The organism is Streptosporangium sp. NPDC048886 (assembly GCF_055586905.1).
This window is the reverse complement of record NZ_JBVJHH010000018.1, coordinates 1-23,886: the sequence shown is the minus strand read 5'-3', so window position 1 is coordinate 23,886 and position 23,886 is coordinate 1. Positions and strand designations below refer to the sequence as shown.

The 23,886-nt window shown below is 69.1% G+C and carries 26 protein-coding genes; 14 read left to right on the top strand and 12 right to left on the bottom strand.

The features are described from left to right. Nucleotides 1–11: 11 nt before the first annotated feature. From galT to ACZ6R6_RS22765, 3 genes are all read right to left on the bottom strand, one after another. Entirely contained in the window at nt 12–1,091 is a 1,080-nt protein-coding gene (gene galT / locus ACZ6R6_RS22775; RefSeq protein WP_470096285.1) for a galactose-1-phosphate uridylyltransferase, read from the bottom strand. Beyond that, nucleotides 1,088–1,888, bottom strand: a complete 801-nt coding sequence (locus tag ACZ6R6_RS22770) for a DeoR/GlpR family DNA-binding transcription regulator (RefSeq protein WP_470096283.1) — start codon at nt 1,886–1,888, stop codon at nt 1,088–1,090. The genes galT and ACZ6R6_RS22770 overlap by 4 nt, the downstream gene beginning before the upstream one ends. 84 nt (nt 1,889–1,972) lie before the next feature. Then, the gene (locus tag ACZ6R6_RS22765) at nt 1,973–2,569 is read right to left on the bottom strand and encodes an HD domain-containing protein (protein ID WP_470096281.1); all 597 of its coding nucleotides are present in this window, start codon (nt 2,567–2,569) and stop codon (nt 1,973–1,975) included. 65 nt (nt 2,570–2,634) lie between these two features. Here ACZ6R6_RS22765 and ACZ6R6_RS22760 point away from each other — a divergent pair, with 65 nt between their 5' ends. Further along, complete coding sequence (locus tag ACZ6R6_RS22760; RefSeq protein ID WP_470096279.1) at nt 2,635–3,171, top strand: PepSY domain-containing protein; 537 nt, start codon at nt 2,635–2,637, stop codon at nt 3,169–3,171. 65 nt (nt 3,172–3,236) lie between these two features. After that, on the top strand, nt 3,237–3,314 hold the full coding sequence (locus tag ACZ6R6_RS22755) for a 50S ribosomal protein bL37 (RefSeq protein WP_370879797.1): 78 nt from the start codon (nt 3,237–3,239) through the stop codon (nt 3,312–3,314). Here the strand turns inward: ACZ6R6_RS22755 and ACZ6R6_RS22750 are convergent, their stop codons facing one another. After that, nucleotides 3,315–3,905 (bottom strand): TIGR03086 family metal-binding protein, encoded by a 591-nt coding sequence (locus ACZ6R6_RS22750; RefSeq protein ID WP_470096277.1) that lies wholly within the window; start codon nt 3,903–3,905, stop codon nt 3,315–3,317. A 138-nt stretch (nt 3,906–4,043) separates the two neighbouring features. On the opposite strand from ACZ6R6_RS22750, the gene ACZ6R6_RS22745 reads away from it, so the two are divergent. Beyond that, entirely contained in the window at nt 4,044–5,099 is a 1,056-nt protein-coding gene (locus tag ACZ6R6_RS22745) for an AI-2E family transporter (RefSeq protein ID WP_470096275.1), read from the top strand. 36 nt (nt 5,100–5,135) lie between these two features. Here ACZ6R6_RS22745 and ACZ6R6_RS22740 read toward each other — a convergent pair whose 3' ends face one another. Next, entirely contained in the window at nt 5,136–6,479 is a 1,344-nt protein-coding gene (locus ACZ6R6_RS22740; RefSeq protein ID WP_470096273.1) for a dihydrolipoyl dehydrogenase family protein, read from the bottom strand. Nucleotides 6,480–6,482: 3 nt separating this feature from the next. Then, nucleotides 6,483–7,112 carry a TetR/AcrR family transcriptional regulator gene (locus ACZ6R6_RS22735; RefSeq protein ID WP_470096271.1) on the bottom strand — a complete coding sequence of 210 codons (630 nt, stop codon included), beginning with the start codon at nt 7,110–7,112 and terminating at the stop codon, nt 6,483–6,485. A gap of 85 nt (nt 7,113–7,197) precedes the next feature. On the opposite strand from ACZ6R6_RS22735, the gene ACZ6R6_RS22730 reads away from it, so the two are divergent. Next, on the top strand, nt 7,198–7,392 hold the full coding sequence (locus tag ACZ6R6_RS22730; protein ID WP_470096269.1) for a hypothetical protein: 195 nt from the start codon (nt 7,198–7,200) through the stop codon (nt 7,390–7,392). Between the two features lie 30 nt (nt 7,393–7,422). On the opposite strand, the gene ACZ6R6_RS22725 is transcribed toward ACZ6R6_RS22730, so the two are convergent. The 4 genes from ACZ6R6_RS22725 to ACZ6R6_RS22710 form a co-directional block, all read right to left on the bottom strand. After that, entirely contained in the window at nt 7,423–9,144 is a 1,722-nt protein-coding gene (locus ACZ6R6_RS22725; RefSeq protein WP_470096267.1) for an ATP-binding SpoIIE family protein phosphatase, read from the bottom strand. Continuing rightward, nucleotides 9,141–10,754: a phytoene desaturase family protein gene (locus ACZ6R6_RS22720; protein WP_470096265.1), complete on the bottom strand. Its 1,614-nt coding sequence runs from the start codon at nt 10,752–10,754 to the stop codon at nt 9,141–9,143. The genes ACZ6R6_RS22725 and ACZ6R6_RS22720 overlap by 4 nt, the downstream gene beginning before the upstream one ends. A gap of 104 nt (nt 10,755–10,858) precedes the next feature. Then, nucleotides 10,859–12,244 carry a TrpB-like pyridoxal phosphate-dependent enzyme gene (locus tag ACZ6R6_RS22715; RefSeq protein WP_470096263.1) on the bottom strand — a complete coding sequence of 462 codons (1,386 nt, stop codon included), beginning with the start codon at nt 12,242–12,244 and terminating at the stop codon, nt 10,859–10,861. A 463-nt stretch (nt 12,245–12,707) separates the two neighbouring features. Further along, nucleotides 12,708–13,304, bottom strand: coding sequence for a hypothetical protein (locus ACZ6R6_RS22710; RefSeq protein WP_470096261.1), 597 nt, complete (start codon nt 13,302–13,304; stop codon nt 12,708–12,710). Nucleotides 13,305–13,666: 362 nt separating this feature from the next. Between ACZ6R6_RS22710 and ACZ6R6_RS22705 the strand changes: the two genes are divergently transcribed. From ACZ6R6_RS22705 to ACZ6R6_RS22695, 3 genes are all read left to right on the top strand, one after another. After that, entirely contained in the window at nt 13,667–14,293 is a 627-nt protein-coding gene (locus ACZ6R6_RS22705) for a hypothetical protein (RefSeq protein WP_470096259.1), read from the top strand. A gap of 662 nt (nt 14,294–14,955) precedes the next feature. Continuing rightward, nucleotides 14,956–15,381: a DUF4259 domain-containing protein gene (locus ACZ6R6_RS22700; RefSeq protein WP_470096257.1), complete on the top strand. Its 426-nt coding sequence runs from the start codon at nt 14,956–14,958 to the stop codon at nt 15,379–15,381. A gap of 253 nt (nt 15,382–15,634) precedes the next feature. Beyond that, nucleotides 15,635–16,156 (top strand): GNAT family N-acetyltransferase, encoded by a 522-nt coding sequence (locus tag ACZ6R6_RS22695; RefSeq protein ID WP_470096255.1) that lies wholly within the window; start codon nt 15,635–15,637, stop codon nt 16,154–16,156. Nucleotides 16,157–17,187: 1,031 nt separating this feature from the next. Here the strand turns inward: ACZ6R6_RS22695 and ACZ6R6_RS22690 are convergent. Beyond that, on the bottom strand, nt 17,188–18,003 hold the full coding sequence (locus ACZ6R6_RS22690; protein ID WP_470096253.1) for an inositol monophosphatase family protein: 816 nt from the start codon (nt 18,001–18,003) through the stop codon (nt 17,188–17,190). Beyond that, nucleotides 18,000–18,872, bottom strand: coding sequence for a DUF5919 domain-containing protein (locus tag ACZ6R6_RS22685; RefSeq protein WP_470096251.1), 873 nt, complete (start codon nt 18,870–18,872; stop codon nt 18,000–18,002). The genes ACZ6R6_RS22690 and ACZ6R6_RS22685 overlap by 4 nt, the downstream gene beginning before the upstream one ends. A 325-nt stretch (nt 18,873–19,197) precedes the next feature. Here ACZ6R6_RS22685 and ACZ6R6_RS22680 point away from each other — a divergent pair, with 325 nt between their 5' ends. The 7 genes from ACZ6R6_RS22680 to ACZ6R6_RS22650 all read left to right on the top strand — a co-directional run. Then, nucleotides 19,198–19,530, top strand: coding sequence for a hypothetical protein (locus ACZ6R6_RS22680; RefSeq protein ID WP_470096249.1), 333 nt, complete (start codon nt 19,198–19,200; stop codon nt 19,528–19,530). A gap of 492 nt (nt 19,531–20,022) precedes the next feature. Then, nucleotides 20,023–20,760 carry a GntR family transcriptional regulator gene (locus ACZ6R6_RS22675; RefSeq protein WP_470096247.1) on the top strand — a complete coding sequence of 246 codons (738 nt, stop codon included), beginning with the start codon at nt 20,023–20,025 and terminating at the stop codon, nt 20,758–20,760. A gap of 112 nt (nt 20,761–20,872) precedes the next feature. After that, nucleotides 20,873–21,304: a plasmid replication, integration and excision activator gene (locus ACZ6R6_RS22670; RefSeq protein WP_470096245.1), complete on the top strand. Its 432-nt coding sequence runs from the start codon at nt 20,873–20,875 to the stop codon at nt 21,302–21,304. Continuing rightward, entirely contained in the window at nt 21,301–21,621 is a 321-nt protein-coding gene (locus tag ACZ6R6_RS22665) for a hypothetical protein (RefSeq protein WP_470096243.1), read from the top strand. The genes ACZ6R6_RS22670 and ACZ6R6_RS22665 overlap by 4 nt, the downstream gene beginning before the upstream one ends. A gap of 87 nt (nt 21,622–21,708) precedes the next feature. Beyond that, nucleotides 21,709–23,154, top strand: a complete 1,446-nt coding sequence (locus ACZ6R6_RS22660) for an FtsK/SpoIIIE domain-containing protein (RefSeq protein WP_470096241.1) — start codon at nt 21,709–21,711, stop codon at nt 23,152–23,154. After that, nucleotides 23,154–23,354: a hypothetical protein gene (locus ACZ6R6_RS22655; RefSeq protein WP_470096239.1), complete on the top strand. Its 201-nt coding sequence runs from the start codon at nt 23,154–23,156 to the stop codon at nt 23,352–23,354. The genes ACZ6R6_RS22660 and ACZ6R6_RS22655 overlap by 1 nt, the downstream gene beginning before the upstream one ends. Further along, the coding region (locus ACZ6R6_RS22650; RefSeq protein ID WP_470096237.1) for a replication initiator at nt 23,351–23,886 on the top strand (536 nt) is incomplete at its 3' end. The genes ACZ6R6_RS22655 and ACZ6R6_RS22650, both read left to right, overlap by 4 nt.

Sequence of the window (23,886 nt, the reverse complement as noted above, 5' to 3'; positions counted from 1 at the left end):
CTAATAAGTGATCATCCTGTGACAACTTCTCGCAAAAGGCGTGCCGCCTCCTCGGGAAGGACGTCGTTCACGAAAGCCCCCATGGCCGACTCCGACCCGGCGAGATACTTCAGCTTGTTCGGCGCCCGCCGGATGCTGAACAGCTCCAGGTGCGCATAGGAGAGGTCGCGCCCGACGTTCACCGGCGCCTGGTGCCAGGCCGCGACGTACGGCATGACCACGCCGTACAGCCCGTCCAGGCGGCGCAGCACCTCCGTGTAGAGCGGACCGAACGCCGCGCGCTCGGCGGGCTCCAGCGCGCCCAGGTCGGGGACCTGGCGGTGCGGGTAGAGGTGGACCTCCACGGGCCAGCGCGCCGCGGCGGGGACGAAGGCCGTCCAGTGCTCGTTCGAGGCGACCACGCGGATCCCGGCCTCCCGCTCGGCGGCCAGCACGTCGGCGAACAGGTTGCGGCCGGTCCGCTCCCGGTGGCGTCCGGCCGCGGCGAGGGAGAGCTTGGTGCGCGGGGTCACGTAGGGGTAGGCGTAGATCTGGCCGTGGGGGTGGGCCAGGGTGATCCCGATCTCCGCCCCCCGGTTCTCGAAGCAGAACACCTGCTCCACGCCCGGCATCGCCGACAGCTCCGCCGTACGGTCGATCCATGCCTCCATGACCAGCTCGACCTGGTCGGCCGAGAGCGCGGAGAAGGAGGAGTCGTGATCGGAGGTGAAGCAGACCACCTCGCACCGCCCGGCCCCCGGGCGGACCTCGCTCAACCCTCCGACCTGATGGTATTCGCCGATCTGGGAGGAGAAGGAGGGGAAACGGTTCTCGAAGACGACCACGTCGTAGGAGGCTGAGGGGACCTCGGTCAGGTGGCCGGGGGTCGACGGGCACAGCGGGCACTCGCTCGCCGGGGGGAGGAAGGTGCGGCCCTGGCGGTGCCCGGCCACCGCGACCCACTCCTCGGTGAGCGGGTCGTAGCGCAGCTCGGAGGCCACGGGGCGGGGCGGCAGGTCCCGCTGGTCGATCGCGCCGCGGTCGGCGCCGTCGTGCCGGTCGAAGTAGAACAGTTCCCGGCCGTCGGCCAGGTGGGTGATGGTGCGCTTCATCGGCTCAGCGCCTCGCTCTCCTGCTGCGGCTCGGTGATGATCAGCTCGCCCACCTGGGCGGTGAGCTCGTCGCGGGCTTCCTCCGACAGGCCGGAGTCGGTGATCACCACGTGGGCCTGGGAGAGCTCGGCGATCGTGCTGATCCCCACCGTCCCCCACTTGGTGTGGTCGGCGAGCACCACCAGGCGGTGCGCGGAGGCGACCAGCTCGCGGTTGGTCTCCGCCTCCAGCAGGTTGGGCGTGGTGAACCCGGCGCGGGCGCTCATCCCGTGCACGCCGAGGAACAGGGTGTCCACGTGGAGCCCGCGGATCGCCGCCGCGGCCACCGGCCCGACCAGCGCGTCGGAGGGGGTGCGGACGCCGCCGGTCAGCACCACGGTGCGGTCCGGACGGGGAGAGCGGTGGAAGACGTCGGCGATCCGGATCGAGTTGGTGATCACCGTCAGGTCGGGCACGTCGACCACGGAACCGGCCAGCGTCCAGGTCGTGGTCCCGGCCGACAGCGCGATGGCCGTGCCGGGCCGGACGAGCTGGGCCGCGTGCCGGGCGATCGCCTCCTTCTCCGGTTGCTGGCGCACCGACTTGGCGGCGAAGCCGGGCTCCTCGGTCGAGCCGGGACCGGCGACGGTGGCCCCGCCGTGGACCTTCTCCACCAGGCCGCGCTCGGCCAGCACCTCGAGATCCCTGCGGATCGTCATATCGGACACGCCGAGCTCGCGGACGAGGTCGGCGACCCGGACCCCGCCGCTGCTGCGCACCCGCTCCAAAATCGCCTGCTGCCGCTGTTGGGCGAGCATTGACCAACTCCTTAATCAAACAGATTCCACCAAATTATCACGGAGCAGCTGGGCGATCGGTGTTGAATTCTGGTGAATAGCCGCTCACAGCCGCTCAAGCTCGGCATGAATGTTCGCCCTGGCCGGATCTTCAAGATCGACGATCTTGAAGATCGCCGGCAGGTCGAGCAGCGAGCGCAGCACCGCCGCCCGGCCCTCCCGGAAGGCGTCGTCGGGGACGAAGGAGTACTCCTGGCGCACGGCCGCCGCGTAGGCCGCGTAGATTTCCGGCGGAGCGGCCAGGATCGCCAGGTCGGCGTCGCACAGCACGGCGCCGTCCGCGTCGCCGGGGGCGGGGTCGTGGGTGGCGGTGAGCCTGACCAGCCGGGCCACCGTGGCGACCGCTCCGGCGGGCAGCCCCATCTCGGGCAGCATGCGCTCGGCCAGCCGGGCGCTGCGCTCCTCGTTGTCACTGCGGCGCGGGTCGTAGACGGCGTCGTGGAACCAGGCCGCGAGCCGTACGAGGTCGGGGTCGGCCGCGTTCCCCGCCAGTGTGTCGATGTGGGCCAGCACGGCCTCCAGGTGGTCGGCCGTGTGATACCTGCGGTGCGGCTCACCGTAGCGGGCGATCAGGTCCCGCCCGAGGGCCTCGGCCTCGGGCCCGGCCAGGGACCGCCAGCGGTCCATCAGCTCTGCGCTCATGCGGGGAGCCTAAAACCATGGTCAGCGCTCGTGTCGGCCGCCCCGCGAACGGTGAGGATCCGGTCATGCGACTGACCTCTGTCCTGCTCGTCCTGATCACCGTCACCGCCTGCGGGAACGGGGGCGGCACGGCGTCGTCGCCCCTGCCCGCCCCCACGCCCAGCGCCCTGTTCGCCCCGCCCCCAGTCACCTTCGCCGAGGCCGCCGGCATCGCGGCCAGGGACGGCCGCGGCGGGCGGGTCACGAGACTCCACCTGTACGGCCCGCAGCCGCCGGTCGTGTGGCTGGCGGCGGTCCTGGGCGGCGACGGGGTGCTGGCCGAGCTGCGGATGGACGCGACCACCGGGAAGGTGGTCGACAGGCAGGCCGCCGACCCCGAGGCCGCCGGTGCGGCGGCGCATCTCGTCGCCGGCGACGAGATCGGCGTCGCCGGGGCACGGGAGGCCGCGGCCGGGGCCGTGCCGGGCGGCTGGATCGCCGCCGCGGGGCTGGAGGACAGACGCGGCGGGGTGGTCTGGGCGATGGAGACGGTCGACCCGGCCGGGCGGACCAGGAAGATCGAGGTGAACGCGGCCACCGCCGCCACGAGAATCGTCCCTTAGCCCTTGTACGGCATGCGTCCGAGGAGGAATGTGAAGGCCGGACCCTACGGAGAGGGGCGGTCGGCATGGGCAGGCGGGCACGCAAGAGCCGGGCACGCAGGAAGCGGAAGGCCAACCACGGCCGACGGCCGACGGCCCGCTAGCTAGCTGCGGCGGCCCCACGAGGCGAGCAGCCTGGTCTGGGGGTCGGTGTCCGAGGCCACCGGCTGCTGCTCTCCTATGACACCGGCCTGGCGGTAGCCCTCCTCCGTGCGGGCGAACCAGACCGCGCAGGTCTCGACCAGCTCGGGGTCGAGCCGCTCGTCGGCGCCGATGGCGCGGGCCAGGTCCCAGGTGTGGATGAGGGCGTCGGCGAACAGCTCGGTGATGTATTCCTCCCCGGCCACGTCGCCGAACGACAGGTGGACGACGCGGGTCAGGGACCCCTCCCCGGCCGCCGCCTGGGCGGCGGCCACCGCCGAGGTGTCGAACGCCTTCAGCGGGTCGTCACCGAGCAGGTCGCCGTCGAAGGCGTCGCCGAGCTCGGCGACGGTCCGTCCGGCGAGCAGCTCCGGAGCCCAGCGGTTCTCCCCGACCACATGGTTGACCAGCGCGCGCACGTCCCAGTCCACACACGGCGTCCTGTTCCCCCACTGCTCGGGCTTGATCTGGTGCACAAGAGCGCCGAAGTCGTCCAGCGTGCGTCGGTAGGCCTCACGTATGTCGATAGTCATCATGTCCTCCCGAGTCGTCATTTCGACCGTAACTCCTGAGTCGTACGTAGTCATCGCGCCCGTGGGCAGGACCGGACGGCGCGCGCGGGGAGGAGTGCTCCGGGGGTGCGGCGGCGCGGTTGGCGCGCTGCGTGAGCGCGCCGCGCCATAGTGTCATCCATGGGGGAAGCATCCGGACCGGCTGGATTCTCGCGCGGCTTCAGGCTGGTGATCGGGCTGGCCGCCGCGGTGGTGGCACTGGCCGGGGTCAGGGCGGTGGCCGACATCGCCGGCCCGGCCTTCCTGGCGCTGGTCCTCACCATCGCGGTGAGCCCGCTGCGGGTCTGGCTGCGCCGCCGGGGCGCCAGGCCGTGGGTGCTGGTCACGGTCCCGCTGCTCACGGTCCTGCTGCTGCTCGTCGCGCTGGTCGGCGCGCTGGTCGTCTCGGTGGCGCAGCTCGTGGCGCTGCTGCCCTCCTACGCCGGCCAGTACCAGCGGCTGCTCGACTCGATCGCCCGGGAGATCGACCACCTCGGCATCACCCAGGAGCAGGTCAGGTCGGCGATGAGCAAGCTCGACCCCGGCTCGCTCATCGGCCTGGTCCAGAGTTTCCTGGGCGGCCTGTTCGGCGTCGGCTCGGCGCTCATCCTGATCACGCTGCTGCTGTTCGGGATGAGCCTGGACGCCACCGCGGCGCACGACGCGATCAGGTCGCTGCGGGCCTCGCGGCCCCACATGGTCGGCGCGCTGGGCGAGTTCGCCCGGGGGACCTGCAACTATCTGATCGTCTCCACCGTCTTCGGGCTGATCGTGGCGGTGCTCGACGCCGTCGCCCTGTGGATCATGGGAGTGCCGCTGCCGCTGCTGTGGGGTCTGCTGGCGCTCATCACCAACTACATCCCCAACATCGGGTTCGTCGTGGGGCTCCTCCCGCCCGCGCTGCTGGCGCTGCTGGACTCGGGGCCGGGCGCGATGGTGGCCGTGGTGGTCGTCTACTCGGTGCTGAACTTCGTCATCCAGTCGCTGATCCAGCCCAAGTTCACCGGCGAGTCCGCCGGGCTGTCCACCACGGTCACCATCCTGTCCCTGCTCGTGTGGACCTACGCCCTCGGCGCCCTGGGGGCGATCCTGGCGGTCCCGCTCAGCGCCCTGGCGCGTGCGCTGCTGCTCGACTCCGACCCCGTGACGCGCTGGGCCATCCCCCTGGTCAGCGGCCGGACAGCCGGCCGCCCCTGACGGCCGGGCCCGCCCGGCGCGCTCCACCGAGCCGGCTCAGAGCTCCTTCAGCGCGGCCTCCACCGCACGGTGGAAGGTCGGATAGGCGTAGATCATCTCGCGGAGGCGGCGGACCGGGATCCCGGCGTGCACGGCCAGGGTGAGCATGCTCAGCACCTCGCCGCCGACCGGGCCGGCGCTGGTCGCGCCGGCCAGGACGCCGTCGGCGGCGACGAGCTTGACGAACCCCTCGTTTCCCGCCCGGTGGATCCAGCCCCTGGTCGAGTCCGGGATCCGGGTCAGGGCGGTCCGCACCTCCAGGCCCTTCTCCCTGGCCTGGGCCTCCGACAGCCCGACCGAGCCGATCTCGGGATCGGTGAAGGTCACCCGGGGCACCGCGTGGTATTCCGCGTCGTGGACGGGCTCGCCGAGGATGTCGCGCACCACGATGTCGGCCTGGTACATCGACATGTGCGTGAAGGCGCCCTTGCCCGTCACGTCGCCCAGTGCCCAGACCCCCTCGGCCGCGCGCATCCGCCCGTCGGTCTCGATCGACCGGGCCGACTCGTCGAGCCCGACCGCGCCGACGCCCAGCGCCCTGAGGTCCGAGCGGCGCCCGGTGGCCACCAGCAGCCGCTCGGCACGGACGGCGGGGCCGTCCTCGACCTCCAGCGTGAACGCCGAGCCGTCGTGGCTCACCCGCCGGGCCCGGGCGCCGGTCCGCACCTGGATGCCCTCGGCCTCGAACACCTCGGTGATCAGCGCGCTCGCCTCCGGCTCCTCCAGCGGCAGCAGCCGGTCCGCGCCCTCCACGACGGTCACCGCCGTGCCGAACCGGGAGAACACCTGGCCGAGCTCGGCCCCGATCGCCCCGCCGCCCAGCACGATCAGGGACTCGGGTGCCTTCTCGGTCTCGATCGCGTGGTGGTTGGTCCAGTAGGGGGTCTCCCGCAGCCCCTCGATCGGCGGTACGGCGGGCTGCGAGCCGGTGGCGATCACGATGCCCCGGCGGGCCCGCAGCACCCGGCCGTCCACGGTGACCTCGCCAGGACCGGTGATCTTCGCCGCTCCCCTGACCAGGTGGGCGCCCTTGCCGGTGAGCCGGTCGGCGGCGACCTGGTCGTTCCAGCCGTCGGTGGCCTCCTTGCGGATCCGCTCGGCCACCTGGGCCCAGTCGGGTGAGACCGTCGAGTCGCCCGCCAGCCCCGGCACGCGCCTGCCCTCGGTGAGCAGGTCGGCCGCGCGGATCATCATCTTGGACGGTATGCACCCCCAGTAGGGGCACTCGCCCCCGACCAGGGCCGCCTCGACGGCGGCCACCTGGAGGCCGGCCTCGGCCAGCCGTCCGGCGGCGTCCTCGCCGCCCGGACCCGTGCCCAGCACGATGATGTCGAATTCCATGCCTCAACCTTGCCCTTCGTCAGACGTGGGAACGTTTCGGAGGTGGCCGAGCAGGCGGGCGAGCTGCTCGCCGTACCGCTCGGCGAACTCCTCGGAGGCCGGGTCCTCGCCGCAGATCGCACGGGCCACCTGGGGGAAGACCGCCCCGGCGCTCGAGGCGGAGAAGAGCACGAGCAGCAGGTGGGCGGGGTCGAGATCGTCGGGGAACTCGCCCGCCCGCTGCCGCCGCCGCATGTCCTCGACGTCGCGCCGCATGTCCTCCGCCACCGCGGCGCTCTCGCCGCCGCTCTCCTCCAGCCCCTCCCAGATGAGGATCCTGGCGGAGTCGCGGTCGCTGACGGTCGCCCTGACGTGGCAGCGCACGAGCTCGGTCAGCGGGAGCGAGGCCTCGGCGAAGGCGCTCTCCCGGCTGTGCCACCGGGAGGTGAGCGCCTTGAGCAGCCCTTCCTTGCCGCCGAAGTAATAGGAGATGAGCTGCTTGTTCACCCCGGCCCGGGCGGCGATCCCGCTGACCCTGGCCCCGGCGAACCCCTTGGCGGAGAACTCGGCCCTGGCGGCCTCGATGATGCGCTCCCGGGTGCGCTCGGGGTCGCGCTGCCGTTCGGCCGGAGCGCGGCGAGGGGACTTGTCCATGCCTCACCGTAACACCGTCAACCATATGGATGAATCTATCAACCTTATGGTTGATAGATTCATCCGCTCGGTTGACAGTGAGGTCGTGACAGGACAGCGGATCGCGGCCGTCGCGGACCACGAGGCCCGGATGCGCGAGTACGGCTACGCGGCCGTGCGCGACTCCCTCAGGGCCGCCAGGCAGTTCGTGGACGGCAACGCCGTCGCCCGGGCCGGCTTCAAGACCTTCCTCCGCGCCGCCCGGCGCCTGCCGGCCCTGAGGCGCAGGGCCTTCTCCTGACCCCGCGCCTCACGGTGGTGACCCCGCGCCTCACGGCAGGCTCTGCTCCACCCAGACGACCTTGCCCTTGGGCGTCAGGCGGGAGCCCCAGCGATGGGCGAGCCAGTTGATGAGGTGGAGTCCGCGGCCGGTGTCGTCCTCGCTGCCCGCCTCGCGCATGACCGGCATCGCCAGGGAACGGTCGGTCACCTCGCACACCAGCGTCGGACCGCGGAGCAGGCGCAGCCCGACCGTGCCGGAGCCGTGCTTGATCGCGTTGGTGACCAGCTCGCTGATCATGAGCTCGGTGGCGTCGGCGATCGCGTCCAGCCGCCACTCGGTCAGGGTGGCGCGGACGAAACGGCGGGCGGTGGAGGCCGAGCGGGGGTCGGAGGACAGGGCGATGTCGACGACGTCGTCCTCGCCCAGCTCGCGCACCCTGGCCAGCAGGAGCGCGATGTCGTCGCGCTCGTGTCCCGGGCGCTGGGCGTCGATCGTGAGGTCGCAGACCTCTTCCAGGTCCTGGTTGCGGCCGGCGAGCAGGTCGCACACCATGCCGATGCCCTCGTCGATGTCCCGGTCGCGGCTCTCCACCAGGCCGTCGGTGTAGAAGGCGAGGACGGCGTCGTGCGGGAGGACGAGCTCGCGCATCTCGACCGGCTCGTTGCCGATGCCCAGGGGGAGCCCCGGCGGCAGCTCCAGCAGTTCGGGCTTGCCGCCGGGCCGTACCAGGATCGGCGGCACGTGTCCCGCCGAGGCGATCGCGCAGGTCCGCGTGACCGGGTCGTAGGTGGCGTAGACGCACGTCGCGATCTGGGTGGCGTCCAGGTCCTGGCTCATCCGGTTGAGCCGGAACAGCACCTCGGCCGGGCTGAGGTCGAGGCTGGCCAGCGTGCGGGCGGCCGTGCGCAGCTGGCCCATCGTGGCCGCCGCCCTGATGCCGTGCCCCATGACGTCGCCGACCACGAGGGCGACCCGGCAGCCGGGCAGCGGGATCACGTCGTACCAGTCGCCGCCCACCCCCACCAGGTCGCTGGCGGGCAGGTAGCGGGAGGCGATCGTCAGGCCCAGCGGCTGGTAGAGGTCGGCGGGGAGCAGGCTGCTCTGCAGGGTCAGGGCGGTACGGCGCTCGCGGTTGTAGAGCCGGGCGTTGTCCAGGCAGACCGCGGTCCTGGCCGCCAGCTCCTCGGCGAGGGCGATGTCCTGCTCCTCGAAGGGGTCGCTGTCCGGCCTGCGGGTGAAGATGACGAAGCCCAGCACCCGGCCGCGCGCCTTCAGCGGGACCACCAGGAACGAGCTGTCCTCCAGCACCTTGGAGACCGAGTCGCGCTTCCAGAACCGCCCGATCTCCTCGGCGGTCCGGCGGCCCAGGCGGGGGTAGAGGATCGGGTTGCCGGTGGCCATGCACCTGGCGTAGGGGGTCCACGCCTCGTAGACGGCGACCTCGTCCACCGGGAACGCCTTGGCGTACTCGCCGGGCGCCGGGTCGGACACGCCGACCGCGATCCGCCGCACCAGCGCCGTGCCGTCGGTGCTGCGCTGCGGGAACTCGCCGTCGGTCATCAGCCGGTCCTGCACGAGGATGCCCGCCGCGTCCGCGAAGCGCGGTACGGCGACGTCCATCAGCTCCCTGCCGGTCTCGAACATGTCCAGCGTGCTGCCGATCCGCTTGCTCGCCGCGTTGAGCAGCGAGAGCTGCTCGTGCATGGTGGCGGGGCTGCTCATCCGGGGTGCCGCGGCCGCCGGGTCCTTGGCGACGAACCGGCGGTTCACTCGCTCCACCGGGGGGCCGGGACCGGGGTCCACCAGGTCGTGAGCTCGAGGTCCTCGGCGATGACGTTGGCGCCGTTGTAGCCGGGGGCTGCCGAGACCGAGCCGCCGGGGTGGCTGCTCGCCCCGCAGAGATAGAGGCCGTCGATCGGGGTGCGGTACTGCCCGAGCTCGGGGACCGGCCGGTTGCCGCCCAGCTGGGCGGGCTCGTAGGCGCCGACGTGGTGGCTGCCGCGCACCATGTTGACGCAGTGCCGCTCGATGTCGAGCGGGGAGAAGACCCGTTTGCCTAACACGGCGCCTCCGGCGAGGTTGGGGGCGTATTCGGACCACTCGGCGAGCAGCCGCTCACCGATCTCCTCACGCCGCCGATCCCAGTTGTCCGGGTCGCCGCCGAGGTCGTAGGGGGCCCACGGCCACCAGAAGGCCACGTGCTTGCCGTCCGGGGCGTAGGAGGGGTCGAACAGCGAGGGGCAGGCGCCGTTGCCCGCCAGCCGGTCGGGCAGCCGCCCCTGGTGGATCTGGTCGAAGGTACGGCCGAGCTGCTCGCTGTCGTCGGCGCCCAGGACGACCAGGAAGGCCCGGTCCACATCGGGCTCGAACTCGGCCGCCCGGTAGCGCGGCGCCTCCTCCAGCGCGAGGTGCAGGGTGACCAGGCTGTGCCCGGCCCACTTGTAGTTCTCCACCTTGGCCGCGATCTCGGAGCCGAAGTTCTCCGGGCCCGCCAGCCGTACCGTCTGGGGGGCGTCCACCGCGCTGGCCACGAACCGCCGCGCGTTCAGGACGTCGCCGGTGGCCAGCCTGACCCCGACGGCCCGGCCGTCGTCGACCAGGATCCGGTCGGCGTGCGCGCCGGTGATCACGGTGCCGCCGTGCTCCTCGATGACGGCGCGCAGCGCGTTCGCGACGTTCACCGAGCCGCCCACCGGCACGCCGAGCCTGGCGATGCGGGAGAGCAGGCGGGGGAAGAAGCCGCCGGTCCCGGGCACGTCCTCGATCGAGATCGCGTGCAGGAAGGACTTGAACAGCACCCTGACCTGCTCGCTCTCGAAATTCCTGTCCACCGCCTCATACAGCGACAGGGGCATGTAGCTCAGCAGGTCCCGGCCCAGGTCGCCCTGGAGCCGCTCGGCGAGCACGTGCGGCGGCAGCGGCCTGGAGTACAGGAAACCGTTCATCAGGCCTCTGGCCGCCTCGGCGTAGCGCCCGTGCAGCTCCAGCCACCGGTCGGCGTCGGCCTGGGAGAAGCGGGCGAAGGACTCGGCGGTGCGCTTGGCGTCGGTGTAGACCGTGACCGCGCGGCCGTCCCTGAAGATCGTGGAGTGCTGGGTCTCGGGATACACGTAGCGCAGGCCGTGGCGCTGGAGTTCGAGATCGGCCGGGACCGGGCCCTCTTCCAGGAAGTGGTAGCTGCTGTGGGTGTTGTGCCGGAATCCGGGGAGGGTCAGCTCCTGGGTGCTGCAGCCGCCGCCGGCCTCGTCGTTGCGCTCGACGACCGCGACGGACAGGCCCGCCTTGGCGAGATAGGCGGCGCACGTGAGCCCGTTGTGACCGCCACCGATGATCACGCCGTCGAACCCCGCCACGTTCTCCTCCTGCGCCTTGACTGCCATTCAGGAGAATCGTAAAGAACGATCTACGCTCGGGTCCGGGTTTGACGGAGATTTCTGGATATTTCTTGATCTCAATAGCATGGTCCCGATCTGTGACGCTGCCGTCAAGGTTGTCCCGAAGATCCGGGCGACCCCGTGACGGGCAGCCCGGCCAGCGCCGCGTCGATCCGGTCCTGGGGGAGCGCGTGGTCCTCCAGTTCCCCGGCCAGATGGCGGTCGTAGGCGTTCAGGTCGAAGTGCCCGTGCCCGCAGAGCGCGGTCAGCAGGACCTTCGGCTCGCCGCTCTCCTTGCACCGCAGTGCCTCGGCGATGGTCTCGGCCAGCGCGTGGGCCGGCTCGGGCGCCGGGACGATCCCCTCGGTCCGGGCGAAACGCAGCCCCGCCTCGAAGCACTCGCGCTGGCCCTTGGCCACCGCCTCGAACATGCCCAGCTCGTACATGTGCGACAGCAGGGGGGACATGCCGTGGTAGCGCAGGCCGCCCGCGTGGATCGGATCGGGGACGAAGGCGTGGCCGAGCGTGTGCATCTTCAGCAGCGGCGTGAATCCGGCGGCGTCGCCGAAGTCGTAGGCGTAGACGCCCCGGGTGAGCGACGGGCAGGACTCCGGCTCCACCGCCCGGATCACCGGGTCCATCCGCCCGGCCAGCTTCTCCCGCAGGAAGGGGAAGGCCAGCCCGGCGAAGTTGGAGCCGCCGCCGGTGCAGCCCACGATCACATCCGGCGCCTCGCCGAACGCGGCCAGCTGCTCGATCGCCTCCTCGCCGATCACCGTCTGGTGCAGCAACACGTGGTTGAGCACGCTGCCGAGGGCGTAGCGGACCTCGGGGCCGGATCCGGCCACCTCGACGGCCTCGCTGATCGCGATGCCCAGGCTGCCCGGCGAGTCGGGCCGCTCGGCCAGGACGCTCCGGCCCGACACGGTCAGCGGAGAGGGGCTGGCGTGCACGGTCGCGCCGTAGACCCGCATCAGGCTCCTGCGGTGCGGCTTCTGGTCGTAGGAGGCGCGCACCATCCAGATCTCGCACTCGATGTCGTACTGCGCGCACGCGAACGCCAGCGCCGTGCCCCACTGGCCGGCCCCGGTCTCCGTGGTGAGCCGCCTGATCCCCTGGCGCGCGTTGTAGTAGGCCTGCGGGACGGCGGTGTTCGGCTTGTGCGAGCCGGCGGGCGAGCCGCCCTCGTATTTGTAGTAGATCCTCGCCGGGGTGCCGAGGGCGCGTTCGAGCCGGTGCGCGCGGATCAGTGGAGTGGGCCGCCAGAGCCGGTAGACGTCACGGACGCTCTCCGGGATGGCGATGAACCGCTCGGTGGAGACCTCCTGGGCGATCAGCTCCATCGGGAACAGCGGTGCGAGGTCGTCCGGCCCGACGGGCTGCGAGGTGTCCGGACGCAGCGGCGGCGGTGGCGGCACGGGGAGGTCGGCCACGATGTTGTACCAGGTGCGGGGGGTGCGGGACTCGTCGAGCAGGACTCGGGTGGCTCCGGTCATCGTGCGCCTCCACGGATCGGCTCCACCCAGTGTCCACGCGATCACCATCCGTGGTCCATACTCCGCGCCCAGGTGTCGGGAGAGCGGACAGAAGTGGGACGGGTGTGGACGGGTGTGAAAAGTCGGAAGGCCAGGCCCCCGTAACCGGGTTGGCCTGGCCTTTCGCCCTCTGGAGCGGACGACGGGAATCGAACCCGCGTAGCCAGTTTGGAAGACCTCGGTACGCGACCCTGTGAGCTGCTGCGTTCCAGGTCAGAGGCGGTCTCGCCTTGCCCGCGAGTCCCCGTGATTCCCCCCTGTTCACCCTCCTGACGGGCACGCAACGGGCACGGCAGACGCCCAAGCCAAACCGCATTAGCAGCTCTGATCTTGCCTGTCCCGATCGGTTCAACCTGGACCAATGGGCGCGACCGGTCCATCTGGAACGGCATGGGACGGCGCTGGATTGCAACTAGGGCTGCAACTAAGGGGCGGTCACCACGGGCGGCATGATCTCGGTGATGCGTGCCGTTCCAGCGGGTGGCCGTGCCTCGTGCATCGTGATCGCATCACCGGGCTTGAGATGCCTCCAGTGCTCGGAGGTCAGGGGGAGCAGTCTCACCGGTGCGCGTCCACCCGGCTGTAAGGGGTGGCGCCCCTCGACCCAGAGGAAGGCGATGCTGACCGAGAGTTCCCCTTCAGGCGTGCGATGGCCGATGTCCCACAAGGACTCAAACCCTCTGCGGGGAGGTAGCGGCATCGAGCGACCTCCGCCCTCGGTGGGCAGGAGGCAAAGTTCGACCCGGAAGGCGCCGGCGCGGGTCTCGCTGCCCCGCCACGTGTACCAGTCGGCATCCTCCTTGAGCCACAGCAGACGGGCGGTCTCGGCCAGCAGGTCCCAGAACTCGGGCGGCTGCGGATATGTATCACCGAGATCTTCGAGAAGAAGAAGGGCCGTCTCCCAGTCGTCGGCTTCCAGGTGCTCCATGACATGGACAGCGCTGATGGCGGCCTCCCCAGCGCGGGTGCTGGCGAGATAGAGCCGGACGGCCTTGCCCAGCGGGGAGTCCTGGGGATCCACGGCCTGATCATGCCAGGCTCTCGAACCCGGAACCTACGGATTAAAAGATCGCCCTCGGGCCGTTCCGGACGGTTCAATGCAGGTCAGATGGCATGTGTGGTCCGTCTTGAACGGGCTCTGAACGCCCCTGCATTGCAACCCGAAGTGCAACCCAGCACTTGGTGGGCAAGAGCCGAGGAGTGAGGCTTCGGACCGTTGATCCCCTGATTCTGCGTGAAGATCAGCGGATGCGCTGTCGAACTCCGGCCGAGGATCGTGCTTCACCCGGCGGAAGGAATGATGACGTCGGGGGCCGTCGGATGTTCATCGATGGTGGGTGAAATCTCGCTTGCCGGGACCTTCGAGGCAGGAGACACTGCGGCATGCCTTCCTACGAACAGGCCAATGAGCTCCGTCAGGCCGTCGACGAGTTGGGCGCCCGCATCTACACGGCGTTGCACGGCGGTGGTCTCGAAGCCGACCTTCTCGTCGAACCTGCCTGCCTGATGGAGGAGTGGGGCGTGTCCACTCCCGTCACGCGGGAACTCCTCGAACGCCCCGCCACCGAGTTGACGGCCGCCGATCTGGCCCGGCTGGGCGAGGCCTTTCTGGACGGGATCGGCTTTATGCCTAGTTTCGCTCTGGAGCCGGGCCTGTTGGTGTCGCTGGAGGAGGCGCTGGAGATCGTGGAGCGGGACGTCCGCGCCGCGGGGATCCCCGGGACTCTTCGGATGGTCGTCCCCGGCTGGGACCCCACGGGCATGGCGTGGGTGGAGTTCGAGGGCATCTACCAGGGCAACGGCCTCCCCGGGGCCGCGGCACTCTGGTGTGTGGCCGACGCCGTCCAAGAAGTGGTCATGGAGGTGGTCTGGAGGGCGTGGCCCGTCTGCCCGGTGCACGATCGGGGCCTGCTCGCCGAGCCGGAGGACGGGATCGCCGTGTGGCGCTGCACGGGCGGCGGGACGCACACCGTCGCACCGGTGGGCGAACTGCCGCCCCAACACCGTTAACGGTCTGCTGATCCGCCGACTTTCCTCAACGCCTGACGGATTAAAAGTGGAGGGCGCTTCTTAGCGTTCGCGACGCTCTGACCTGGCGTTTTGGGTGCTGCCATGTCTTCTTCGAGGCTGGGCGTTCCGCGCATACTCCGGATCTTGGAATCCGGCTCTCCTACCGAGCTTTCGGCAATCCTCGGCATCTCCGCCATGCCGTCAGGATGGACCGTGACCAGCCACGCTATCCGGTGGGCCGGGGCTGAGGAACGAAGTCCCGGACCGTCGATCGCCCCCAGCCAGCTACGGCGGCCGGCCACCGAAGGGCGATCGTAAGCGCGGCACCAACTGCCGACGGTTTTACAGGGAGTAGGTACTTCACCTATCGTGCCCCCTTCCACCTGCAGGGAAGTGGATTCACTGGGCCGCCGCCTCCATGATCATCACGCGGATATTGCGGGCGGTCTTTTTGCGCGTCGCGCACAGCTCCCCGGTCTGCTCGGCTTGCCCCGGGTCGACGGCAGACGAGTAGTCAGCCTTCCACCCCAGCCACCTATGGACCCCTGCCCTGATGTCGGCAATCGCCCCGGGGCCGGAGTGCCCCCACCGAGGTGTCAGTCCTGGCCTGTATGTTGCCGCTCGCGTTAGCACGCAGTTCTTTGACTGAGGAGTGAAGCCGCATGGGCGCTTGGGACAGCGGTCCTTTCGACAACGACACGGCCGCCGACTGGTGCGGGCACTTGCATGATGCTGATCAGGAAGACCGGGCGGGCATGGTCCGGCAGGCGTTGCTCAGCGTGGTGGAGCCCGAGGACTACCTGGATGCACATGAGGGATGTGAAGCGATGGCGGCGATCGCCATCGTGGCGGCTGAGTGCTGCGGCGGTCCGCAGGTCACTTCGGCATACGCGCCGGACTTCCTGGTGGAGGGGGGCAGGATCGGACTTCCCGATGATCTCGTGCCGCTTGCGCTGCGTGCGCTTGATCGCGTCCTCGATGAGGATTCCGAGCTCTGGCAACTGTGGGAAGAGGCGGACGGCGGCCGATCGCTGTTGGCGGAGGCCGAGCCCTTGCGTACCGCTCTCGTGCGAGGGAGCGCAGGCTAAAGAGCCTTCCTGAGTGAGCTGCTTGATGGGCTAGGACCAAGGAACAAAGCCCGGGTCTTACCTGCGGATTAAAAGAAGTCGGTTCGACCAAGGTCTGAGGCACTGACCTGCACGTGCGGTGTCCGCGGACGTTCGCCGAGTTCCGCCCTCGTTCACCTTCTTGGCTGTATTGGTGGCTGTACAGCCAAGGTTTCCGAGCCGCTGCTTGTTAATCAACTCGCACGTTTGTTCCGCTCTCTGGTAGGAAACCGGCATGGTTACTGGAGATCGCGTACAGCTGCGCGCCGTCGAACCGTCGGACGCCGAGACTCTGCGGCGCTGGCACAGCGACCCCGAGGTCATGCGGTGGATGGATGCCCCCTATCCGCCGTCGCTGGCTCTCACCAAAAAGCAGCTTGAGGAGCGCAGCCCCGACTCTTACGGCAACCTGAACCTGATGATCGAGACACTCGACGGCCGAACGATCGGTATCGTCGCGCTACGGGAGGCCGAACCCGAGATCGGCGAGGCCAAGCTCGACATCTATCTCGGCGAGAAGGACGTCTGGGGCCAGGGGTACGCCACCGACGCGATGCGGACGATCTGCCGCTACGGCTTCGACAAGATGCGGCTACACCGGATCTCGCTGACCACCGTCGCCGAGAACGCGGCGGCCCGCCGAGTCTACGAGAAGGTGGGCTTCGTCACGGAGGGACGCATGCGTGAGACGTTCCGGCACGACGGAAAGTGGCACGACAAGATCATCATGGGTCTACTGGAAGGCGAATTCCGCTGAACCTGGCGCGAAGGCCAGGGCAGGCTTTCGGTGAGCTGAGGCCGAGGAACGAGGTCCCAGCTCGTCGATCGCTTCATAGCCGGGAGAGCAGCCCCGTAGGTCCACCTACGCGAGCCTCCCTGGCACTCAGCCCACAGGGGCGTCCTTGGACGATGGGGCCAGGAGTTCGAACCGGACTGTCAGCTTGGGAAGCCTCTAACGATCTTGGATGCTGAGCTGGGGAAACGTTGACCTGCGGGGGAGCGCTCCGGCTGCCCGTGATTCCCCGTGAGTCCCCCTTGATCACTCTCCTGACGGGCACGCAACGGGCACGACACGGCGACTGCTCAGCCTCGATGCTCAGTGGGCCGGGGCTGAGGAACGAAGTCCCGGACCGTCGATCGCCCCTGCCACGCACTTAGGCCAACCATCGCAAGGCGATCGTGAGGGCGGTAGCAGCCTCGATCCGCAACTCGACAATTGTGACCGTCCCAGAGCCGACATACCGCCGGCGGAATCCTCTGTTGCGGTGAAGCTGTTCATGGAACAGTTCGCACCATGGAGAAGTATCGACGATCGATCTGGCACAAAGCCGCTGTATTTCTCTCGTGCCTCAACATCGGCTGGTTCGCTGCAGGTGCCTACTTCGTCCTCGTCATCGATGAGAACCGGCGGGCATGGCCCCCGTCTCACATATACGTTTGGTTGGGAATTCTCCTGCTGGGGATGTTGAGTCGCTCGATTGGTGCAGTGCGGTACAGGGCGCGGTCTGCGTCTGAGCTGAAATCGTCGGAGAGCGCGGCGGCTGGTGTCGGTCTCAAGGACACTGCGGGCACCGCCTAGCGACTGGGCGGTACCGAGTTGGCCTGGCGGCGGCGTGCCGGTGGTCGGCGCGTTTGTTGGGTACGGCGGGTGCGAGGTACGGCTACGGCCCGGGGCGCCGCCGGCCGGGACCGGCCCCCAGGCCGCACGCCCGGCTGGCGGGCGGCGGAGGGCCGGGTACGGCGGCGCGGCGCGCCGCCGCTTGATACCCATAAGAACAATTCGGCAAGTTACTCGCTACGTCTGGCGTCCTTGGCTGCTTCGGCGATGAGTTCGACGAGATCGGCGAGGATTTTGGGGCCGGCGGCGATGGTGGCTTGGGCGTTCATGGTGTGGGGGCTGCCGTCCAGGTCGACGACGGTGGCTCCGGCTTCGCGGGCGATGAGCACTCCTGCTGCGGTGTCCCAGGGGTTGTTGCTGATCATGATGTTGGCGTCGATCTTGCCTTCGGCGACCCAGGCGAGATCGACCGCGGCTGATCCGAACATCCGGACCCGTTGCACGCGGGCGGCGAGCTCGTGGGTGAGGGCCAGGCGCAAACGGTTCTTCGTCTCGGCGTCGCTGCCGACGGCGTAGTCGCCGATGGCGACCACGGCCGAACCGAGGTCGTCGGTCTCGCTCGCGCGGATCTGTCGTCCGTTGGCCCGTGCTCCGTGGCCTTCTGATGCGCTGTAGCGGGAGCCGAGGAAGGGGAGATCGATCACGCCGAGAATCGGCAGGTCCTTGTCGACCAGGCCGAGGGAGATCCCGCACAGGGGGATGCCGTGCAGGAAGTTGGCGGTGCCGTCGACCGGGTCGAGCATCCACGTGAGACTGCCTCCGGCGCGGGCCGTGGCTCCCTCCTCCTCGCCGAAGAAGCCGATCTCCGGTGTCTCACGGCTGAGGAAGTCGCGGACGGCGTGCTCGACGGCGTAGTCCACTTCGGTGGCCATGTCGCGATCGCCCTTGGCGGTGACGGTTCCGGGGAGGCGGGTTCTCACGATGTCGCCGGCGATGGTGACGGCCTGTTCGGCAATCGGGAGAAGTGCGCGGGCGTCGAGGGTCATACGGGGCTGCTCCGCTCCCACATCGAGGTGAACACCTGGTCGAAGACGGGGAACAACCCGTCGGCGGCGGTGTTGTCGTTGATCACGATGGTAGGCGAGTCGACTCCGCGGGCCTGGGGGAGGTAGGGCTGCACCACGCATGTGGCCCCGTCCACGATGAGGATGTTGAAGCGGATCGTCTCGTCGTAGACGCGCAACTCCAGCAGTTCGGCTGCCTCCGGCGCGAGTCTCGCCTTGAGCCGGGTCAACATGCTGATGTTGAGCGCGGTCAGCGTGGTGAGTGTGCTGTCCTTGTAACCTTCTTCATCCTCCCGGGCGCGGATCGCGCTTCCCTGGGGATCGAGGAACAGGCACCGGATCCTGGTGCCGTTTTCGAGGAGTCGTTTGAGCTGGTGGTCGGGGTAGCTCTGGCAGAGCACGTTGAGCGACAGTCCGGCGGCGCTGATCTCTCTGGCGGTGTCGAACAGGGCTGAGGGCGGGTAGGCGGAGGCGAACGCCGACCGGCTGCTGAACACGGCCGTCACATCGGCCATCTGCGCCGTCGGGCAGACCTGGGCGGTGTGACTGGAGCTCCTCGACGGCTCGACCTCGACCCTGGGTGCGGGCACCTCGCCGTCGTTCAGGGAGAACAGCTCTTCGACGGACCGGCCGGGGAACATCGTCTCCAGGACCCGGCAGTGATCGGAGTACGGCAGGCCCTTGAGCTCTCCGGAGAGCCACCGGTGAAGTTGAGCACGGCTCGGCCATTTTCCCGGCAATGTCGAATCAACCGTCTTGGCAGCTTTGTCATATTCCTTGCAGAAAGTCTTGTATGTCTGCCAATGGCGTTGCTGCAGAAGCGTCTTCAACAGGATCTGCCGATCAGTCATGATCAACGCCTTGAGTAGGAGGGGCCTCTCAGTGCCAGATTATCGATGAATGCGGAGCGAGAGGAGACATAGAAGAGACAAAGCGAAACGCGGTGATCGCAGACGACACGTGAACGCTGTCGAGACGTGACGCGGTCTCGGGAAATCCTCATGCCATGGCTGAACAGTGCGGTTCATGCGGCGGACGGGGCTGGAAGTACGTCACCTTACGACGGGGCCTCGTGGCCTCAGGCGGCGGTGCAACCACGACCCCCTATCTCCGAGTGCGCGACAACTGCTCAACCTGCTGGAGAACATCCATTCCGGGGCCTGTGGGGCGGTCGTCATGAACACGGCAGAAGGTGTCTCGCCCTTTGATGCGGCCACATCACTGCAAACCGAACTTGAGCGGGAGGGGGTCTCCGCCGATGTTCACGATGGGTACGATCTGGCGCTGCTATCGCTCTGGGTGGGCCTGGTGGTCTGGTGCGACGGGGATTGGTTCTGGTGGCGCGTCGGATGGGATGAGCGTCGCAGGAGCTCTCTCTACGCCCGGCATCCGGCGGTGGAGCCCGCTCGGGCTGCCCGTCGGGTCGCGTTCCGCTACAGGGATCTCCGTGATGTCGAGACGGCGTCCGCCACGCCTGAGACGACGGAGATCGACCATGGACCGCGCTGATGGGTGTGTGTCGGGAGCGGCCGGCCCCGTCGAATTGAGAACGGCAGATGATCTGAGGGCCGGTGACTACCTCGCGTTCCGATACGGGCTCGCCGATGTCCCGCCTGGGCACGCGATGCGGCCTGTGCAGGTAGAGCATCCCGGGCAGGTTGAACCTGCCGAGGAGTATGCGTGGGGGAAGGTCGGCTGGGTGGCTGAGCGGCTATGGCGCAGCTTCCCGGTAGTGGCAGAGACGCGGACCCTGTGGGTCTTCTGCGAGTTCGGCAACCAGTCGTCGATCATCACCATGGTTCCCCGCGAGGGCATGGTCATGATCCGGAGGTCGCCTTTTTAGATGGGTGCGGCGGTGCGGTCGGCGAGGCTCAGGAGGGGGGCCTCGACGTCGGCCTGCGCCGTCGCACTCTCATGTATCGGCTGTATCGGCTGGGTCGGCTATGCAAGCCGGACACACCCCTCTATGCTGACGATAAGTCGAGTAGTTGGGTTGTTGTCATGTCCGTTTCCGATGAGGAATACGCCCCCCCGAAGTATGCGCAGATCGTCACGGCGATCCGGCGCAGGATCGCGGACGGCACCTATCCGGCTGGTTCACAGCTGCCCTCGGAGACCCAGCTCGTTCGCGAGTTCGCGGTCAGCCGCCCCACGGTCGTACGGGCGCTTCAGGTGTTGCAGCTACGCGGGATCATCGACCGTGAGCATGGCAAGGGTTCCTATGTGAAGACCCCTCCGCCTGGGTCTGAGGACGACTCCTCTCGGCCGGGCCGTGCCGTGCTCGACCGGGTAGAAGTCGCCGAAGGTGGAGCGGTCATCGAGGCGGGACCGCAGCCGGCGCCCGGGAACGTGGCAGCGATGCTGTCACTGCCCGAGGGGACGCCCGTGGTGATGCGTCGCATCCTGCTCAGCGAGGCCGACGAGCCATGCGAGTTGGTCACCTTCTGGTGCCCGATCGAGCTGGCCGAAGGAACCGATCTCGGCCGTCAGGTGCCGCTGACGGTGAGCGTCCGCCAGCACCTGCAGGGAGTCAAGGGATTGCGGCTGGATCATGCCGTGGAGCGCTTGGCTGCCCGTCATCCGCTGCCCTATGAGGTCAAGACACTGGGGCTGGGCAAGTCTGCTGCGGTCCTGGGTGTTCTGACCCGGATCTTCGATGCTTCGGGCCGCCTGGTGCTGGTCATCGACATCGCGCTTCCCGGCATGCTTCATGAGCTGGAAGAAGCCTACACATTGTGATGTGACCTAAGTCACAGCGAATCTCGGAAACTCGTATTGTCGAGTGTTCGTTTCCTGGGTACCTTCTAACTCGACAGTACGAGTTAGCGACAGTACGACAGGAGAACAGAACATGGCCATCCAGGGCCCCATCCCCGTCAGCTTCGACCAGGTCTTCCCGCACGGCTGTTACATCGTCGGCGAGGTCGAGCAGGTCAAGGACTTCGACGCCTCCGCCAAGGGGCGCACCGTCTACGCCAAGGACAAGACCACCGGAGAGCCGGTGTGGCAGGTCGCGGTCATGGACGCCGACCCGACCGTCAAGGCCGGCCAGAAGACCGTGTCGGTCAAGATCCTCTCGGCGGTGCAGCCGGTCCCCCCGGCGCCGCTGCCGGGCCTGCCGTTCGTCCCGGTCGAGTTCGACGCCATGACCGTCACCCCGTACGTCGGCCAGAACACCGGCCGCCTGGCCTGGTCCATCCGAGCACGGGCGATGCGCGCTCCCCGCACCGCCACCACTCCCGCCAAGCAGACCACCGCAGTTGCCAAGGAGGCAGCGGCATGAGCGAGCACATCCCCTACACCCACGCCTCGGTGTCCCTGGACGAGCACGGCACCCAGCTCAGCGTCTCCTTCCACACCCCGGAGGTGTCGGTCGCGGTGCTGGGCGCTCAGCGCGAGCGGCCGTTTCTGAGCCTGTTCACCGCTGAGGCCACCGTGACGATCACCACCACCGGCGCGGGGCCGGTCACCGAGCAGGACGTGACCCTCGCCCGGAAGATCGCCGACGCCGCCGCCCGCTACCTGGCCGACTGCGAACGGCTGCACGCCGAACAGGCGGCGACCCCGCCGCTTCCCGGCCTCGACGAGATCGCGGCCTGACACGCAAGCGGGGCCGCCAGAAGGTGCAACTTCCGGCGGCCCCTCGGTTCTCCCCGACTCCACATCAAGGAAGAAGGCACCAGCCTAATGTTCAGAAAACTGCCCGGCGACGAGGCACAACACCTCGTCTCCACCACCCCCGACACCGCCGTCGTCTTCCGCCCGGCCGTCGTCCAGACCCCGGCCATCATCACCATCATCATCTTCGCCTGGCGACTGCTGGCCGGCGCCGTACGCCTGCTGTGGCGGCACCCGACCGCCTCGACCGTCATCGCCGTACCCGGCGTTATCTGGACTCTCTACGGCTGGCAGTGGAGCGCCGCCCTGGTCGCCCTGGCCCTCGTCGGCGTCACCGCCTGGGCGCTGCTTGACCGTCCCTCCTTCCTACGCTGGGTGGGCTGGCGGCTGCTGGCCTGGTGGCGACTGGTCTGGGTCTACCGGCGGCACTGGCAGCCCGTAATGATCATCTCCGGTCTCGGACGCCATGTACGCGGCAGGGACTACCTGCCCCGCCTGGTCCGCGTCTCCTGCACCTCGTGGGCCGACCTGGTCACGGTGAAGATGCTCACCGGCCAGGCGGTCACCGACTGGGCCGACCGCATCGAGCACCTCGCGCACGGGTTCGGCGCCACCTCCTGCCGGGTGACCGTCGCCCGGCCAGGCCGGCTGCTGCTGGCCTTCCCCCGCCGCGACCCACTGGCCACGCCCTTGCCCGCCGTCCCCATCCCCGGGGTGCCCTCGGTGGGGCCGGTCGAGATCGGCAAACGGGAGGACGGTACCCCCTGGCGGCTCAAGGTCCACGGCACCCATGTCCTGGTCGCGGGCGCCACCGGGGCGGGCAAGGGCTCGATCATCTGGTCCATCATCCGGGGCCTGCTGCCTGCGGTCCGCGCGGGCCTGGTGCAGATCTGGGCGCTGGATCCCAAGCTGATGGAACTGTCCTTCGGCCGCGACCTGTTCGACCACTACGCCGCCGACCCGGCTGCCTGCGCCGACCTGCTAGAAGCCGCGGTCAAGGTGATGCAGGAGCGGGCCGGCCGCTTCGCCGGAGTCCAGCGCAACCACATCCCCACCGTCGATGACCCGTTCGTCCTGGTCGTGGTCGACGAAGTCGCCTTCCTGACCGCCTACCAGAACGACAAGGGCCTCAAGCTCCGCATCTCCGCCGCCCTCGCGACCCTGACTACCCAGGGCCGGGCGGTCGGCGTCGGCGTGCTGGCCGCGCTGCAGGACCCGCGCAAGGACGTGCTCAGCATCCGTAACCTGTTCCCCGACAAGATCGCACTCCGGTTGGATGAGTCCGAACAGGTGGACATGGTCCTCGGCGACGGTGCCCGCGACCGGGGCGCGCTGGCCGACCTCATCTCCCCGGATCCCGAGCGCGGCGCGGGCATCGCCTATGCCCGGCTGGAGACCTCACCGGAGCCGACGCGTGCCCGTGCCGGCTACGTCTCCGATACCGACATCCGCGCCATGGTCGCCGCCTTCGCCGCCGACACCCTGCCCCTGCCGCAGACGGACGAGGGGGCCTGATGAGAGTCACCTTTCACGGCACCGCCGACGAGATCGACGGCCTGCCGTTCCGCCGGCTACGGACCTTCGACGGCTCCGACCTCGCCGAAGTAGTCGTGATCGTCGACCTCGACTCCGCCCGGCTCCGTAAGGACCCCTACGGCGACGCCTACCGGCTCTACGCCGACGTCCTCGACCCCGGCCGGAAGGAGGCCATGTGATCGACCCCCTCGTCCACCCGTCAGCCCCCTCGACCACCACCCCACCGAACAGCTCCGACCGCACGCTTCCCCGCCTCGTCCGCGACACCCTGCCCCTGGCCCTGGACGTCGCCATCGAGGTCGCCAAGCTCAACGGCGTCTGCATCCGGCCCATCGAGATGCGCCGCCTGGACACCCACACCGGCACGACGGAAGCCTTCGACATCCCCTGTGGGACCACCCAGGAGGCCAAGTGCCCGCCGTGCGCCAAACGCAACCAGCAACTCCGCAGAGCCCAATGCCGCGAGGGCTGGCACCTGGAGGCCGAGCCCATCGCCGAACCCCACCCCTCCACCGCCGACCAGCGGTGGCTGATCGAGTTCCGCGCCGACGTGCAGGCCCAGCGTGATCAAGCCGAACAGGCGGGAGAAGACACCACCGACTGGGACGAGGCGATCGCGGGCATCGACGCGGAGATCAACGCCGCCGGGATGCGCGGCACCGTCCTGGGCGGCCGGACAACCCCGAAGCGCTCCCGCTCCACCCGGCGCCG

Bases quoted from the DNA above. Each gene is read 5' to 3' on its own strand.
- ACZ6R6_RS22760 (WP_470096279.1), top strand. From the start codon at position 2,635: ATGCGACTGACCTCTGTCCTGCTCGTCCTGATCACCGTCACCGCCTGC.
- ACZ6R6_RS22670 (WP_470096245.1), top strand. From the start codon at position 20,873: ATGGCCATCCAGGGCCCCATCCCCGTCAGCTTCGACCAGGTCTTCCCG.
- ACZ6R6_RS22755 (WP_370879797.1), top strand. From the start codon at position 3,237: ATGGGCAGGCGGGCACGCAAGAGCCGGGCACGCAGGAAGCGGAAGGCC.
- ACZ6R6_RS22745 (WP_470096275.1), top strand. From the start codon at position 4,044: ATGGGGGAAGCATCCGGACCGGCTGGATTCTCGCGCGGCTTCAGGCTG.
- galT (WP_470096285.1), bottom strand. From the start codon at position 1,091: ATGAAGCGCACCATCACCCACCTGGCCGACGGCCGGGAACTGTTCTAC.
- ACZ6R6_RS22655 (WP_470096239.1), top strand. From the start codon at position 23,154: ATGAGAGTCACCTTTCACGGCACCGCCGACGAGATCGACGGCCTGCCG.
- ACZ6R6_RS22675 (WP_470096247.1), top strand. From the start codon at position 20,023: ATGTCCGTTTCCGATGAGGAATACGCCCCCCCGAAGTATGCGCAGATC.
- ACZ6R6_RS22765 (WP_470096281.1), bottom strand. From the start codon at position 2,569: ATGAGCGCAGAGCTGATGGACCGCTGGCGGTCCCTGGCCGGGCCCGAG.
- ACZ6R6_RS22700 (WP_470096257.1), top strand. From the start codon at position 14,956: ATGGGCGCTTGGGACAGCGGTCCTTTCGACAACGACACGGCCGCCGAC.
- ACZ6R6_RS22770 (WP_470096283.1), bottom strand. From the start codon at position 1,888: ATGCTCGCCCAACAGCGGCAGCAGGCGATTTTGGAGCGGGTGCGCAGC.
- ACZ6R6_RS22715 (WP_470096263.1), bottom strand. From the start codon at position 12,244: ATGACCGGAGCCACCCGAGTCCTGCTCGACGAGTCCCGCACCCCCCGC.
- ACZ6R6_RS22705 (WP_470096259.1), top strand. From the start codon at position 13,667: ATGCCTTCCTACGAACAGGCCAATGAGCTCCGTCAGGCCGTCGACGAG.
- ACZ6R6_RS22740 (WP_470096273.1), bottom strand. From the start codon at position 6,479: ATGGAATTCGACATCATCGTGCTGGGCACGGGTCCGGGCGGCGAGGAC.
- ACZ6R6_RS22750 (WP_470096277.1), bottom strand. From the start codon at position 3,905: ATGACGACTCGGGAGGACATGATGACTATCGACATACGTGAGGCCTAC.
- ACZ6R6_RS22690 (WP_470096253.1), bottom strand. From the start codon at position 18,003: ATGACCCTCGACGCCCGCGCACTTCTCCCGATTGCCGAACAGGCCGTC.
- ACZ6R6_RS22680 (WP_470096249.1), top strand. From the start codon at position 19,198: ATGAACACGGCAGAAGGTGTCTCGCCCTTTGATGCGGCCACATCACTG.
- ACZ6R6_RS22685 (WP_470096251.1), bottom strand. From the start codon at position 18,872: ATGACTGATCGGCAGATCCTGTTGAAGACGCTTCTGCAGCAACGCCAT.
- ACZ6R6_RS22665 (WP_470096243.1), top strand. From the start codon at position 21,301: ATGAGCGAGCACATCCCCTACACCCACGCCTCGGTGTCCCTGGACGAG.
- ACZ6R6_RS22735 (WP_470096271.1), bottom strand. From the start codon at position 7,112: ATGGACAAGTCCCCTCGCCGCGCTCCGGCCGAACGGCAGCGCGACCCC.
- ACZ6R6_RS22695 (WP_470096255.1), top strand. From the start codon at position 15,635: ATGGTTACTGGAGATCGCGTACAGCTGCGCGCCGTCGAACCGTCGGAC.
- ACZ6R6_RS22660 (WP_470096241.1), top strand. From the start codon at position 21,709: ATGTTCAGAAAACTGCCCGGCGACGAGGCACAACACCTCGTCTCCACC.
- ACZ6R6_RS22720 (WP_470096265.1), bottom strand. From the start codon at position 10,754: ATGGCAGTCAAGGCGCAGGAGGAGAACGTGGCGGGGTTCGACGGCGTG.